Here is a 14,159-nt window from a genome sequence, read left to right as displayed (position 1 = left end):
TCCTTCAAATGGAATCGTTATATTAGCTAATCATTTCAACTCCACCGCTCCTATGGTCCGAACACTCTGCATTTTCGCCCTGTTTCTGCTCTCCGCCTTCAGCTGCTCCAAAGAGGAGCCCATACCCACGCTGCAGGAGCACCCGGTGCCGGTTACACGGGTAGATGCCCCTGCAACAGCCCAGGCAGGCGCTACCGTGCCGGTAGACGTGTATTTCACCGTCAACAACGGCTGCGGCCAGTTCGGCTCTTTTGCTGTAAACGCTGCTGGCAAGGAGCAGGAGATACAGGTGATGGCGGTATACAAAGGAGAAACCTGCACCGACGACCTGCCCACCCGCAAAGTCACCTATACCTTCCGGCCAACTGACTCGGGCACCTATACCCTGCGCTTCAAGTCCACGCCTTCGGAAGGGTATATCACCAGAACCATAGAGGTAGGCAACCCACGCTAAACCGGAGCAAAACCATACACTATACCATACTTCTATGAAAAAACTGCCTATCCTGCTCGCCCTCTCCGCACTGTCTTTCATGGGTTGCAGCAAAGACGAGGAGCCCGCTGCCCCGGAAAACTGGGTAAACAACACCGGCAGGCTGTATGAGCAGAACAGCAATAAGGTCACTGTTGACCAGGGCATCTCCGGCACCCTGACTTTGACAGAAGGCAACTGCATGCCTATCATTGATTATACTAAGTGCAAGGAGTACCCGGTGAAGCGCAAAATCATGGTATACCCTTACACGACCATACAACAGGCCAGCAGCCGGGAGGATTTTGTGTACTATACCTTGGCCACTGCTCCGTTGGCAACAGTAGAGAGCGATGCCACCGGTTTCTATGAGGTCCGCCTTGCGCCGGGCACTTACTCGGTGCTGATACAGGAGCAGGGGAAACTTTACGCCAATGGCTCAGATGGGCATGGAGGTATAAACCCGGTGGAGGTCAAATCAAAAGAAGTAAGTCAATTGAACCTGCGCCTGGACTTCGCTACGCATTAAAAAAAGCAAATACGCCTGAACAAAAAAGAGCTGCCCCACACGGAGCAGCTCTTTTCATGTATCATAAATAGTTGGGTTATCTTAGGTCCACTACCTGCACGCCTTTGTACTTGGCTTTGTTGAAGCTGAAGGCATCAGTAGCCAGCGTGGGGTTTGCCTGGAAATTCTTGATGGTGTAGGTATAGCGGTTGCCGTTGTTGCGGAACATCTGCCAGCTCTTGAGTGTCTTGTCTTTCTGGCTGATGTAGAGGCGCACCTTGAAAATAGGGTTGTTGCGGTCTTCCGGCGCCAGTTCAATCACGTCCATCACCTCAGCACCCTGTTTCTCGGTACCGGCGTAGGCATACTTGTAGCCTTTCTTGTACATATCGAAAATCTTGCTCGGCGCCATCGCCTCCGCCTCAGCATCGGTCTCTGTGATGGTCACTTCGTTCACATCCTTCAGGTATGTCCACATGAGCTTGCCATCGCTGATGACCTCCTGGCCGCTCACCGCCAGCCTGTACTTGGGGCCGCTCACCATGATATCACCTTCCATGGTTTCCTTTACCTTGGCAGATGGGTTCTCGAGTGTCTGTGCAAAAGTGGCTTTAAAGGCCTTCATGCTTCTGTACTTCTGGCTCATCTGGTCCAGTATCTTGCCTGCCTTAGGGTCCTGCTGCGCTTGCGCCAGGTTAACAAATAGCATCAGGGCCAGCAGGAGAGAGAATACTCTTTTCATATTATAGGTGTCTTTTCTTCTTATTTCTACAACGTATTCAATAACTGTTCCAAACTATACTCATCCGGAATTAAAACCTCGCGGGCCTTACTTCCCTCAAACGGACCCACTATACCTGCGGCTTCTAATTGGTCAATCAGGCGGCCGGCGCGGTTGTAGCCCAGCTTGAGGCGGCGCTGCAGCAGCGAGGTGCTTCCCTGCTGGTGCTGCACAATGATGCGGGCGGCCTCCTCGAACATCGGGTCTTTGGAACTCGGGTCGAAGTCGGCTTTTTCGTTGCCACTCTCGTCGCCCACAAACTCCGGCAACAGATAGGCGTCGCTGTAGCCCTGCTGCTCGCCAATGAAGTCGCAGATGCGGTCCACTTCCGGCGTATCCACGAAGGCGCACTGAATACGAATCATATCCGAACCGATGGAGAAGAGCATATCGCCCTGGCCAATCAACTGGTCGGCACCGCCGGCATCCAGAATCGTGCGTGAGTCAATCTTGGAGGTAACCTTGAAGGAGATACGTGCCGGGAAGTTCGCTTTGATGATACCCGTAATCACGTTTACCGACGGACGCTGCGTGGCTACTACTAAGTGTATGCCAATGGCACGGGCCAGCTGCGCCAGTCGGGCAATCGGGGTTTCCACCTCTTTGCCGGCTGTCATCATCAAGTCAGCCAACTCGTCAATCACCAGCACGATGTAAGGCATAAACTTGTGCCCTTTTTTCGGGTTGAGGCGGCGCTCCACAAACTTACGGTTGTACTCTTTCAGGTTACGGCAACCGGCGTCCTTCAAGAGGTCGTACCGCATATCCATCTCCATACAGAGCGAGTTGAGCGTGTTCACCACCTTCTTGGTATCCGTGATAATGGCCTCTTCGCTATCAGGCAGCTTGGCCAGGAAGTGGCGTTCTATTTTGTTGAACAGCGAGAGTTCCACCTTTTTCGGGTCCACGAGCACGAACTTGAGCTGCGACGGGTGGCGCTTGTACAGCAAAGAAGTCAGAATGGCGTTGAGGCCAACGGACTTACCCTGGCCCGTGGCACCCGCCATGAGCAAGTGCGGCATTTTGGCCAGGTCGGTGATGAACACCTCGTTGGTGATGGTCTTACCGAAGGCAATCGGCAGGTCCATCTCGCTCTTCATGAACTTCTCTGTCGACAGGATAGACTTGATGGACACCATTTCCTTTTTGGTGTTCGGCACTTCTATACCTATCGTGCCCTTACCAGGTATAGGAGCGATAATGCGTATACCCAAGGCAGCCAGGCTCAGGGCGATGTCATCTTCCAGGTTCTTGATTTTGGAGATGCGCACCCCCGCATCCGGCACAATCTCATAGAGCGTTACCGTCGGGCCGATGGTGGCTTTGATGCTAGCTATACCTATGTTATAGTGGCCGAGCGTGGCTACAATCTTGTCTTTGTTGGCTTCGAGCTCCTCTTTGGTCACCGACACTTTGGTAGCGCCGTAGTCGTTTAGCAGGTCAATGGTCGGGTATTGGTAGCGGGCCAAATCCAGCGTAGGGTCGTAGTTTTCAGTGGCCAGCACATCAGCGGCCTCTTCTTCCGGCGTTCGCTCCACTTGCAGGTCCAGCTCATCGTCGCCTTCCACGGTGTCGAATTCGTCCTCGGCCAAATCCTCTTCCAGCTCATCCTCGATGTCCAGTTCCAGCGCAGGGGCGGCCGGCGCGGCAGGTTTGCGAGGCTCTGGCTTCAGGGAGCTCAGTTCCATCTCCAGGGCTCGGTTGATGGCCTCTTCTTCCTCATCCTCCAGGTATAGCTCATCGTCTTCCTCATCGTACAGTTCCTCTTCTCCCTCGGCATCTAGTGAGGCGGTTGGGTCGGCTGTGTGATTGATGTTATGACGGGTAGAACCATGCACGACATCGCGCAGCGAGGACGCGTTGCCTCTGTCGATGGCCACGTCTTCGTCCTCCTCGTCAGCGGTTGACCTACTCCAGTTGATGCTGGTGATGTTGAAGAAGAACACCAGGAAGACGAGCAGCAGAAAGCCCAGCAACAGGCCACTGCCCCAGCCAATGAGGCTGCTGAGCCAGATGGCCGTCTCAATGCCGATGCCTCCCCCCAGGAAACCCAGCGACTCCACCGTGTTGGTAGACAGCACGATGTAACCCAGCGTCAGGCTCAGCCACAGCATGGAGAAGGTGCACAAGCCCAGCACGTAGGACATGGAGACCGATTTCCAGCGGAACACGATGCGACTACCGGCAAAGAAGAATATAGGCACCAGGAAGAAGGCGCCTAAACCTAACAAGTTGAATATAAAGAAATGCGATACCCAGGCGCCAAACAACCCGAGCCAGTTCTCCGCCTCCTGTCCCGACTCTTTCAGGCCGGTACCTTCCACCGACTCCACCACGCTTTGATCGGCCGCCCCTGTGAAGAGGTAGGATACGAAGGCTATAATCAGGAAAAAGGAAATCAGCATGGAGGAGAAGCCAATGAACAGCTTGAAGCGCCTGTCTGTCAGGAAAGCAGGCAGCTTCAGGCGCAGCCGGAACGACGGCAGCTTGAAAGGTTTCTTTTGTTTCTTCGGTTTAGTCTTTTCGGCAGGGGGTGCGCTGCTACCGCGTGGTTCGTTACGGCCACGTACCTCATTCTTCGCCCTCCCCGTGCTCACCGCATCGTTTCTGTAAGTGTTCTTTGCCATTCCCTCGACTGATTAGAATTCCAAATTTACATTTTTTCGGCACATACCGCTCAGCAATTCTAAAGCCTTTTCAGGAAATGTTCTAAAAGAGGAGAGTTGGGGAGTTAGGGAGTTTAAGAGCTGAGGTGTTGGGGAAAAGTGGGCCGAAATGGATATATGCTCTAGATTCTGCCCCGGGTCCAACCACCCCTGCCACTCTTGTCTTCTTCCAAGCCCCTGCCTCTAGGAGGGTGCTCTGCTACTGCCATTTGTCAGGTTTATTTACTGTAGGTGCTGTTTCACTTCTATCTCCTGCTACTAACCAACCTGCCCCTGCCTCTCCGAGGAGGAGAATCCTCTGCACGAATCTTGACAGGCAATGTTGTCATTCCAATGAAAGGAGGAATCTCACGCCCTACTGGCCTCCAATCCAGCGCCAGCGCAGATGCGGCTTTTCTGAGGACGAGAAAGGGAGGAAGTGGAGGAAAGCGACAGGAGCAAATAGGCCAGCAGGCTTCACCGCCAGTTCCCGCTGCGCTCGAACCGGCGGTGGGTAGGTTAACAGATTCCTCCTTTCGTCGGAATGACAGTAGGAGAAGGAATGACTGGAGCGTGAGCAGGTATAGCAGGCGAGGTATAGGTATAGGTATAGGTATAGATAGGTATGGGTATGGGATAGGTAGCCTGGTTCCACCACCCCTGCCCCTCTCGTGAAAGAATCTGGAACGATTACATCCCCTTGCCCCCTTCGAAGGGGGATTTTCTGCCATAGCTTTTTCTAAGGTATAGGCGCTGTAGCACACAATTTGGCAGGTATAGCAAGACAAACTTACAACAGCAGATACAGGCCAGCGGCATCGGCCAGGTGAACCCATTGGCGCTCCACTGTTCGAGCGGTCAGCGAGTTTGGAGCGTCTTGGCTTTTTTGCCTACTTTTTTTGCCAAGAAAAAAAGTAGGTGCCCGCCGCACAGGCGAAGCTACAAAGCAACTCAGCGAACAAACAGCAAAGCCAACAGCTACAAAGGTCAGAGGCCCAGCGATAGCCGTCACGAGCTTCCTTGAGAGTCTACTTCTCCAGTAGCCTCCTGTTGATATCAGCAACCAAAGCAGGGCCTTCGTAGATGAAGCCGGTATACAGCTGCACCAGGTCGGCGCCGGCTGCGAGCTTCTCGGCTGCGTCTTCGGCCGTCATGATGCCACCCACGCCTATGATTTTGATGTGGTGCGGCAGGTGCTGACGCAAATAGCGGATGACTTCGGTGGAATGTTGTGTGAGCGGTTTGCCACTGAGGCCGCCCGCTCCTATTTCTGTTACCCGTGAGCCAGGGGTATGGAGCCCTTCGCGACTGATGGTGGTGTTTGTGGCAATAATGCCACTTAAGTTCGCTGCTATGGCAATCTCGATAATATCATTTAATTGAGCCTCGTTCAGGTCTGGGGCTATTTTGAGCAGCAGCGGCTTGGGCTTGGCCATACGGTTGTTCTGCTCCTGCAGTGCCATGAGCAGTTGCTGTAGCGGCTCCTTTTCCTGCAGCGCGCGCAAATCGGGGGTGTTGGGCGAGCTTACGTTCACCACAAAGTAATCCACCACGTCGTAGAGTGCTTTGAAGCAGTAGAGGTAATCGTTCAGCGCCTCCTCGTTGGGGGTCACCTTGTTTTTGCCGATGTTGCCGCCCACGATGATGTTGCTCTTACGCTCGCGCAACCGTTTCACAGCCGCCTCAACGCCCTCATTGTTGAAGCCCATCCGGTTGATGATGGCCTGGTCTTCGGGCAGACGGAAGAGGCGCGGTTTGGGGTTGCCCTCCTGCGGCTTAGGCGTCAGCGTACCTATTTCGATGAAGCCGAAACCCAACTCAGCTAGCTCGTCTACCAGTTTGGCGTCTTTGTCAAAACCTGCGGCCAGCCCAACCGGATTGGGAAACTTCAGCCCGAACAACTCCCGTTCCAGCCGCTTGTCCTGCACCTGGAACATACTCCTGCTGAGACCCTTGGCAAAGGGAAGTCCGAAGGCGGTACGGAGGGCATCGGTGGTGAGGTAATGTACTTTCTCGGGGTCCAGTTTGAAGAGAAGCGGGCGAATCAGGCTCTTGTACACGGCAGCGGGCTTTGGTTAGGTGTTTGCTGCCGGCAAAGATAGAAAGCGAAACCATACAACGCTTGATAATTGTGATTTGCTTCGGATGCAGGAGCTGAACACTGCGCGACCTAAAGTTTCGCTAGCTATTCAATATCCTGAGAGGGTCTTTCTATTCTGCCAGCAGGGCATCTATTTTCGCCTGTATCCCCTCGCGCTGGAACACATACTCCGTTTCTCCCTGCGCATTTTGCTTTATCTCAACAGGCAGCGTCCCTACTTGCACGTCCCGCACTATACCTGCTTTGTCAATCAGTATGGTCTGAGGTATAGTGCTACCGAAGTTGACCATGTACCGCGCATTGTCAGGCAACACCACGAAATCAAAGGCCTGTTTCTTCAGGAATCGCTTTACGGTGAACTTATCCTCCGGGGTCATGGAAAGAAAAACCAAGTCCTTTCCTGCATAATCCTGCTTGAGCAGGTTCAACGCTGGCATCTCCAAAATACAGGGTTTACAGAAGGTAGCCCACAGGTTCAGCACCACTACTTTCCCGCGCAGTACTTCTAATGTATGCCTAGCGCCCTGCAGGTCCTGAGCGGCAAAAGGTATAGCCGGAGTTCCAATATACTTACTAGCCGATTGCTGTTGCGCCTGGGCTGCAAAGGCCAGAAGTATGGCGAAAAGGATAAAAAGTTTTTTCATGATGAATCTCGTTGCTCCTCTTGTTGCAAAGCGGTTGCAATGCCTAATTTTTCAATTGTTGCCAGAGTTGCTCCAGTTGCGGGTTGGGTTGATGCACCTGCTGCCCCTCCCCTATTTTCTGTTCTATGGTTTGGATGCGCTCGTCTGTGTTGGGGTGTGTACTCAGGAAGGCCAGCATTTCGGAACTGTCGCCGCTTTGCAGCCGCTCCAGCAGCCAGACCATACCTTGTGGGTTCAACTGGTTTTGGCGCAGCAGCGCCAGTCCTTCCTCATCGGCCTCCTGCTCTAGACTGCGGCTGTATTCCAGGTTTCGTAGCGCAGAGGCATTGTCTACAATCACGGCGGCCACCCCGCTCACATCACCAAACAGCAGCGAGGCCAGCATATAATAGGACAGGCTACGGGTGATAGCTCGCAGCGAGTGCCGATTCCGGACGTGCGCCAGTTCGTGCCCCATCAGTGCCGCCAGCTCCTCATGCCGCTCCATTTTATCCAGTATACCTGCATGCACCACCACAAAGCCACCAGGTATGGCGAAGGCGTTTACCTCATCATCCGTCACCACGGCAACGGTTATGGGGTAGTCCAACTGGGTATCCAGCTCCTCCAGGTAATCCTTAAGCGCGGCTGATTTCTCCGCGTCCATCTCATATCCTTGCAGCATCTGCTGGTAAAGCTGTTCGCCCAGCTGCCGCTCGTAATCCCTCGGGAAGAACAGCGCCGCCCTGTCGGCCAGCGCGGGTACGCCCCATATCCCAAAGGCCACAAACAGGCTGAGCATCAGAGTACCCAATAGGGCCAGACCGGTGCAGCCCAGGTTCAGCACCGCCTTGTAGTTCGATTTCAGGAACGTCGCCCCACGGTACTGCCGCTGCAGCGCCTCCTGAAACCGCTTGTCTACGACCGAAATACTCTGCTGGGGGAAATGACCATAGCGCAGCAGGGTGATGGCATCGTTGAACTCCGACTGGTGAATGTTCTCCAACTGCCAGAACACGGTGCCCTGCTCCTCTCCTGTATCGTGCGCAATCAGGATGCCATCTGGCTCCAGCGTGATGTGCGCAGGTATACCCTTGGAGGTATGGCCGTTGTAGTATTTCCCCTCGAACATCATGGTTTGTTATATCACCCCGATATCCATCATATCGGTCATGCTCTCATATGTGGCCGAGTCGTAGGCCTCCTCGGTCTGCACCAGGGCATCGGCATCGAAATGGCCGCTCATCACCGTTTTGTGCAGCAGCAGCGACATGGTGCGCGTAGTCGCCCACGGAATAGCCAAGCCCAGCGTGAACACCACGATGAACAGGTTGCCTACGGCCAGTTTCAGGTAATCCCAGCCAGTCACGTGGCACTGCAGGCGGCTGTAGGTGCCGTCTTCCTGCACCACCACAATGTTGTTGATGTAGAAATTCAGCAGGTCTTTCATGTACCAGAACAGGTAAATGCCCAGCGTAAAGATAGACAGAAAGTAACCTTTGACGTGTAGCAGCAGCAAATCAGACCCCTCGCCTACATAGCGCAGGCGCACGTTGCCAAAGCGCACGTTGTCCAGCATCTCTTTGCGGAGGCTCACCACAAACCAGGGACCGTAGATGCCCAGGGTGACAACCGACAGAATGAAACCCATCAGGTACTTGGATACCATATCAGACAGCTCGCCGCGGTAGCCCATGTGGATGCCGCGCCAGGAGGTGCGGGAGGTGCGGTACTTCATCATGCCATGCAATGCGACCGGCACCAGCACCAGGAAGCCCACCAGGAAGATGAAGAAGAAGAGCACCTGGACAAAGACTGCATCTGCCATACCTGCCAGAAACAGGAAGGTATAGAGCAGCACCATCACCCCAATGCCTTTGATGAAGCCGATGAACATCTCTTTTCCTGTGCCGTGGAAGACGAAGGGCGTGCCGGCCATCTCGGTCTTGCGGTACAGGTACTGCAGCGTTTTGGCTTTCGCCCAAGGGTAGTACAGCCCCAGCGTGACCAGGGTCAGCGCAAAGTTGACGATTTCGATGGCGAAGAGCTCCGAGCCTTTGCCGGTGAAAGAGAAAACGGTGGTTTGTTTCTCTGTTTTCTGTAAAGTTGTTGTCATAAAAAAGTGAACGGTGGGTTTAGAAAAGCATAACACAGACCGCGCGCTTTACGCAGCCTGTGTTATTTTGTCTCTAAATATAGCAATAAGCTGATATTTATGCTCACCGATTCGCTTTTTATTTCAATGCCTCTTTCTCCGCCGTCCACTGCTCATAATTGGGGAAGTAATGGGCCTTCCAGAAGGTATAGCGGGGTATAATGGCGGTTTTCAGCCTTCTCTTGAAGTCAGCAAAATCCCTTTTCTCGCGCGGCGACCATAGCACCTCACTCAGCGCCGTCATACGCGGGAAAACCATGTACTCCACCTTGGCCGTGCTGCCGATGTACTCGGTCCAGAGGTTGCCCTGCGCCCCGATGATGTAATGGTCCAAGTTCAGTTTGCGCAGCGTGTCCGGCACCGGCTCGAAGTTGTATACCGCATCCAGAGGATTGTAGCCGTGTATAGCCAGGCTGTCGTTGGGGTCTTTGGATTGGTAGTGGTCGAAGTACAGCGGCCTGCCCGGCGACATGATCACCTGGTGGCCACGTTTGGCGGCGGCTATACCTTCCTTCTCGCCGCCCCAGTTCATGATGAGCGTAGAGGTGCTCAGGTCGCCTTCCAGAATCTCGTGCCAGCCAATCACTTTCTTGCCTTTCTCGGCCAGGTAGCCAGCCACTTGCTCCACGAAATAGGTCTGCAGGCCTTTCTCGTCTTTCAGGTTATGGTCTTTGATAAACTTTTGAGATACCGGGTCGGCCTTCCACCACAGTTTGCTGGTTTCGTCGCCGCCCAGGTGAAAGTACTCCGACGGGAACAGCTCCGCCACTTCCTGGAAGACTGTCTTCAAAAACTTGAATGTGGCCGGGTTTGGCTGCAGCACGTTGTTGTGGCGGTTGTACATGCCCCAGGTGGTGGCCACGCTCCAAGTGGAGTCGGGTCGGGTGCTGAGTTCGGAGTAGGCCGCAATGGTGGCGCGGCTGTGGCCGGGTATGTCAATCTCAGGGATGATGTTGATGCCGCGCATAGCAGCGTATCGGATTACCTCGCGCACCTCGTCTTTGGTATAGAAGCCCCCGTAGCGGGTGGTGTCATATCGGGCCGGTGCCGCCTTGAAGTGGCCAATGAGGGTGGAGTCGCGCCATGAACCGATGGAGTTCAGCTTCGGGTAGGACTCAATTTCGATGCGCCAGCCCTGGTCATCGGTGAGGTGCCAGTGGAATGTGTTCATCTTGTGGAAGGCCAGGTAATCGATGTACTTCTTGATGAAATCCAGTGGGAACATGTGCCGCACCACATCCAGGTGCATGCCCCGGTAGGCAAAACGCGGATAATCTCTGATTTCCACATCCGGAACCTTCACCTCCTGCACCGGCTTGAGCGGAAACAGCTGCAGCAGCGTCTGGATGCCGTACACCATGCCGCCGGTGTCCTTAGCCCGAATGGTCACGTCTTTGCCCGCCACGACCAAGGTATACATCTCGTCCCGGTCGATGGCCTTGGCGTCGTAAAGCAGTCGGATGTTGTGAGGCGCTTTGCTGATGGTCTGGCTGCTTTCCTGCGATTTCAGCTTCAGTCCAGTCTGCCCGACCAGCATCTCTTTCAGGTATGCCGCCTGGTTAGCGAACTGCTTGTCGAACACAATCTGGGCATCCCCGTCGATGGTGACATGGCCCCGGCGCGCCTTCTTCACCTCGGCAGGTATAGGCGTGATATCGTCAACGGACTGAGCCGTGGCGAGCACAGGTATAGCCAGGAGCAAAACAGCCAGAATAAGAGAGCGGCAATGGGTCAGTTTCATTTGTCGGTTTATGGGTTAAGCGGGATGTAGAGGTTTGGGTATAGTCTGGTTAGATAACGGCTTAGAATGCAACGTGGTTTAAGTACTGCTAGTATGCATGTGCTACTACTGCCCCACACGCAAGGGCATTGGGCAGGCGCTGACAGCTTCAGAAAGTTCAACCTTCTATGCCCTCTCTGATTGACTTCGTTTTATTGGATTTCCCAATTCGGTGACAAGCCAACTTTACACCTGCGAAACGCGAGCAAGGGCATCAATCAAATGCAAGTACGCCCGCGCTATACCTTACACCTTTCTAACTTTCTAATTCCCGAACTCCTCAACTCAAATCAGCTTCTTGGGTGGTAATCCTTTATGACCTGTTTCAGGTAATCGCGGTCGAGGTGGGTATAGATTTCGGTGGTGGTGATGGACTCGTGGCCTAGCATCTCCTGCACGGCACGCAGGTCAGCGCCGCCTTCTATCAGGTGCGTGGCGAAGGAGTGGCGGAAGGTATGGGGACTCACCGTTTTCTGTATACCTGCTTTGGCGGCCAGGTCTTTGATGATGGTGAACACCATGACCCGCGTCAGTTTGGCGCCCCGCCGGTTCAGGAACACATAGTCTTCATGCCCTTTTTTGATGGTGAGGTGGCAGCGCACGCCGTCGCGGTACAGCTGGATGTGCTTGAGTGCATCGCGCCCAATCGGCACCAGCCGCTCCTTGTCGCCTTTACCGGCCACTTTCAGAAAGCCCATGTCTTCGTAGAGGTTGCTCAGTTTGAGGTCCAGCAGCTCGGACACACGCAGGCCGGAGCTATACAGTGTCTCGAGCATGGCGCGGTTGCGTGTGCCCTCTGGCGTGGAGAGGTCAATGGCGGCCAGCAGTTGCTCTATTTCATGGAAGTGCAGCGTGTCGGGCAGTTTGCGGCTCAGCTTGGGGGCCTCAATGGTCTCGGTAGGGTCGGCGGTGAGCATGTCCTCCATGATGAGGAACTTGTAGAAGGCGCGTATACCGGACAGCGTGCGTGCCTGCGAGTGCGGCGTCATGCCCAGTTCGGCAATCCACTCGAGGAACTCGCGCAGCACCGGCGGTGTCATCTGCTCGGGCTGCACCTGCATGCCCCGGATGTCCAGGAAATCGGTGAGTTTCCGGATATCGCGCAGGTAGGCCTCCACGGAGTTGCCGGAAAGCGACTTCTCCAGGCGCAGGTACTGTTCGAATTGGGTGATGCAGATGGGCCACTTCATAGGCTGGTAGAAGACTATTGATTTTGGAGGAAGGTTCGTAAGGAATGCCCATCATCCCCCTGCCCCCTTCAAAGGGGGACACCCAACATGCGTACACTTTAAAAATGTGACTACATAATTGAGGAAAATCCCCCTTTGAAGGGGGCAGGGGGATGACAATCGTGCACTGTTATACCTTACAAAACTTTCTTTTGTCAAAAAACAGAGCAAAGATAGTTAATCCTTAAATTGCAGCCTCTGATTTTAGCTGAAAACGCAACACACACGCACGATGAAAATACTGATTCTGAATGGCCCGAACCTCAACCTGCTGGGCGTCCGAGAAAAGTCCGTCTATGGCACCGAGTCCTTCGAGTCCTACTTCGAGGAACTCAAGGAGGCATTCCCAGCCATGGAGCTGGTCTATTTCCAGTCCAACTCGGAGGGCACTCTTATCGACAAGCTGCACGAGGTCGGTTTCAGCTACAAAGGCATTGTGCTCAACGGGGGCGCCTATACCCATACCTCGGTGGCTATCTCAGACGCCATCAAGGCGATAGAGGCGCCAGTGGTGGAGGTGCACATCTCCAACGTGTACGCCCGCGACGCCTTCCGGCACAAGAGCATGTTCGCGCCTTTCTGCAAAGGCGTTATCACCGGATTCGGGCTGGAGAGCTACCGCCTGGCACTGCAGTACTTTGAGCGCATGAAACCGAAGCAGATAGGTTTCGGCTCCAAAAAGTAATACCGCAACGGTAGTTTACGTTCACTAAATATTTGGCACTTTATATAGTAGCGATACTATACTTTCTCTATATTACCCTCCATGTTGAATTTCTATCCAGGACCATCCAAGCTATACCCGGAGGTGCGCACCTATCTCACAGATGCGTACGAGGAGGGTATACTGGGGGCTCCGCACAGGGGAGAGCAGTTTGTGCAGCTTTCCCGCACGGTGGTGGGCTCGCTCAAGCGACGGCTCAACATTCCGCAGGACTACTACATCTTTTTCACCTCCTCCGCTACGGAGTGCTGGGAAATCCTCATCCAGAGCCTCACCAAAAAGAAGAGCTTCCACATCTACAACGGCTCGTTTGGGGAGAAATGGTACGAGTATGCCAAAAAGCTGCGCTCGGAGGCAGAGGGGTTGCGCTTTGATATAAACGAACCCATGCCGGTGGACCAGCTCGACGTCAGCACCGACACCGAATTGATTTGCTTCACCCAGAACGAGACATCCAACGGCACGCAGGTATCAGCCACGACCATACTCAACCTGCACAACCGCTACCGCGACACGCTCACCGCCGTGGACGCCACCTCCTCCATGGCCGGGCTCAACCTCAAGTACATCAAGGCCGATATCTGGTTTGCCTCGGTGCAGAAGTGCTTCGGGCTGCCGCCGGGGCTGGCGGTGCTGGTGTGCTCGCCTCGGGCCATTTTCAGGGCCAAGCAGATGAACGAGCGCAACCACTACAACAGCCTGGTGTTTATGTATGAGAAGATGCTCAACTACCAGACCACGCATACACCCAACGTCCTGAACATCTACCTGCTCAAGCGCATGCTCGAGGACCGCTCTTTCATCAAGCAGATTGACATAGACCTGACGGACCGGGCCAACGAGCTGTATGAGTTTTTTGGGCAGTTCACGGAGTTCAAGCTGCTGGTTGAGAACGAGGAGGTGCGCTCCAAGACCGTGCTGGCGCTGGAGGCGAACGAACGCCTGGTGGAGGATATCAAGAAGCGCGCCCTGCACCACAACATTCGGTTGGGCAACGGCTACGGCCCCTGGCAGCGCAACACCTTCCGGATTGCCAATTTCCCGGCCATCGGCAACGAGGAGTACGAAGAGCTCAAGCGGTTTTTCCTGCATTATTACGCCTAAGAATCCTACCTTTGCGGCTTGTTGAAAGATTTCGCTT

Annotated in this window: 13 protein-coding genes; 4 read left to right on the top strand and 9 right to left on the bottom strand. The window is 54.3% G+C overall.

All coding sequences use genetic code 11. The features are described 5' to 3' along the window. Nucleotides 1–52: 52 nt before the first annotated feature. Together B051_RS0105930 and B051_RS0105925 are read left to right on the top strand one after the other, a co-directional pair. A complete protein-coding gene (locus tag B051_RS0105930) occupies nt 53–454 on the top strand; it encodes a hypothetical protein (protein ID WP_018477265.1) in 402 nt (133 codons plus the stop codon). A gap of 34 nt (nt 455–488) precedes the next feature. Beyond that, a complete protein-coding gene (locus B051_RS0105925; protein ID WP_018477264.1) occupies nt 489–1,001 on the top strand; it encodes a hypothetical protein in 513 nt (170 codons plus the stop codon). A 76-nt stretch (nt 1,002–1,077) separates the two neighbouring features. On the opposite strand, the gene B051_RS0105920 is transcribed toward B051_RS0105925, so the two are convergent. The 9 genes from B051_RS0105920 to xerD form a co-directional block, all read right to left on the bottom strand. After that, nucleotides 1,078–1,722 carry a LolA family protein gene (locus B051_RS0105920; protein WP_018477263.1) on the bottom strand — a complete coding sequence of 215 codons (645 nt, stop codon included), beginning with the start codon at nt 1,720–1,722 and terminating at the stop codon, nt 1,078–1,080. A gap of 26 nt (nt 1,723–1,748) precedes the next feature. Further along, nucleotides 1,749–4,388 (bottom strand): FtsK/SpoIIIE family DNA translocase, encoded by a 2,640-nt coding sequence (locus B051_RS0105915; protein WP_018477262.1) that lies wholly within the window; start codon nt 4,386–4,388, stop codon nt 1,749–1,751. 394 nt (nt 4,389–4,782) lie between these two features. Continuing rightward, nucleotides 4,783–5,061 carry a hypothetical protein gene (locus B051_RS22390; RefSeq protein WP_157578529.1) on the bottom strand — a complete coding sequence of 93 codons (279 nt, stop codon included), beginning with the start codon at nt 5,059–5,061 and terminating at the stop codon, nt 4,783–4,785. Nucleotides 5,062–5,434: 373 nt separating this feature from the next. Then, complete coding sequence (locus B051_RS0105910) at nt 5,435–6,466, bottom strand: quinone-dependent dihydroorotate dehydrogenase (RefSeq protein ID WP_018477261.1); 1,032 nt, start codon at nt 6,464–6,466, stop codon at nt 5,435–5,437. A gap of 151 nt (nt 6,467–6,617) precedes the next feature. Further along, a complete protein-coding gene (locus B051_RS21930) occupies nt 6,618–7,151 on the bottom strand; it encodes a TlpA family protein disulfide reductase (protein WP_018477260.1) in 534 nt (177 codons plus the stop codon). Nucleotides 7,152–7,194: 43 nt separating this feature from the next. Then, nucleotides 7,195–8,265 (bottom strand): M48 family metallopeptidase, encoded by a 1,071-nt coding sequence (locus B051_RS0105900; protein ID WP_083919420.1) that lies wholly within the window; start codon nt 8,263–8,265, stop codon nt 7,195–7,197. A gap of 6 nt (nt 8,266–8,271) precedes the next feature. Continuing rightward, nucleotides 8,272–9,246: a YjgN family protein gene (locus tag B051_RS0105895; protein ID WP_018477258.1), complete on the bottom strand. Its 975-nt coding sequence runs from the start codon at nt 9,244–9,246 to the stop codon at nt 8,272–8,274. 118 nt (nt 9,247–9,364) lie between these two features. Next, nucleotides 9,365–11,026, bottom strand: coding sequence for a beta-N-acetylhexosaminidase (locus tag B051_RS0105890; protein ID WP_018477257.1), 1,662 nt, complete (start codon nt 11,024–11,026; stop codon nt 9,365–9,367). 329 nt (nt 11,027–11,355) lie between these two features. Next, entirely contained in the window at nt 11,356–12,255 is a 900-nt protein-coding gene (gene xerD / locus B051_RS0105885; protein WP_018477256.1) for a site-specific tyrosine recombinase XerD, read from the bottom strand. Nucleotides 12,256–12,526: 271 nt separating this feature from the next. Here xerD and aroQ point away from each other — a divergent pair, with 271 nt between their 5' ends. Beyond that, complete coding sequence (gene aroQ, locus B051_RS0105880) at nt 12,527–12,979, top strand: type II 3-dehydroquinate dehydratase (RefSeq protein ID WP_018477255.1); 453 nt, start codon at nt 12,527–12,529, stop codon at nt 12,977–12,979. A gap of 81 nt (nt 12,980–13,060) precedes the next feature. Beyond that, nucleotides 13,061–14,122, top strand: coding sequence for an aminotransferase class V-fold PLP-dependent enzyme (locus tag B051_RS0105875; RefSeq protein WP_018477254.1), 1,062 nt, complete (start codon nt 13,061–13,063; stop codon nt 14,120–14,122). Nucleotides 14,123–14,159: the final 37 nt, after the last annotated feature.

The organism is Pontibacter roseus DSM 17521 (assembly GCF_000373265.1).
GTDB lineage: Bacteria > Bacteroidota > Bacteroidia > Cytophagales > Hymenobacteraceae > Pontibacter > Pontibacter roseus.
Note: the sequence above shows the minus strand (reverse complement) of the source record. Positions and strands in the feature narration are given on the sequence as shown.

What these genes read in the sequence shown, in the direction of transcription:
- B051_RS0105930 (WP_018477265.1), top strand. Translation starts at nt 53, where the DNA reads ATGGTCCGAACACTCTGCATTTTCGCCCTGTTTCTGCTCTCCGCCTTC.
- B051_RS0105925 (WP_018477264.1), top strand. Translation starts at nt 489, where the DNA reads ATGAAAAAACTGCCTATCCTGCTCGCCCTCTCCGCACTGTCTTTCATG.
- B051_RS0105920 (WP_018477263.1), bottom strand. Translation starts at nt 1,722, where the DNA reads ATGAAAAGAGTATTCTCTCTCCTGCTGGCCCTGATGCTATTTGTTAAC.
- B051_RS0105915 (WP_018477262.1), bottom strand. Translation starts at nt 4,388, where the DNA reads ATGGCAAAGAACACTTACAGAAACGATGCGGTGAGCACGGGGAGGGCG.
- B051_RS21930 (WP_018477260.1), bottom strand. Translation starts at nt 7,151, where the DNA reads ATGAAAAAACTTTTTATCCTTTTCGCCATACTTCTGGCCTTTGCAGCC.
- B051_RS0105900 (WP_083919420.1), bottom strand. Translation starts at nt 8,265, where the DNA reads ATGATGTTCGAGGGGAAATACTACAACGGCCATACCTCCAAGGGTATA.
- B051_RS0105895 (WP_018477258.1), bottom strand. Translation starts at nt 9,246, where the DNA reads ATGACAACAACTTTACAGAAAACAGAGAAACAAACCACCGTTTTCTCT.
- B051_RS0105890 (WP_018477257.1), bottom strand. Translation starts at nt 11,026, where the DNA reads ATGAAACTGACCCATTGCCGCTCTCTTATTCTGGCTGTTTTGCTCCTG.
- xerD (WP_018477256.1), bottom strand. Translation starts at nt 12,255, where the DNA reads ATGAAGTGGCCCATCTGCATCACCCAATTCGAACAGTACCTGCGCCTG.
- aroQ (WP_018477255.1), top strand. Translation starts at nt 12,527, where the DNA reads ATGAAAATACTGATTCTGAATGGCCCGAACCTCAACCTGCTGGGCGTC.
- B051_RS0105875 (WP_018477254.1), top strand. Translation starts at nt 13,061, where the DNA reads ATGTTGAATTTCTATCCAGGACCATCCAAGCTATACCCGGAGGTGCGC.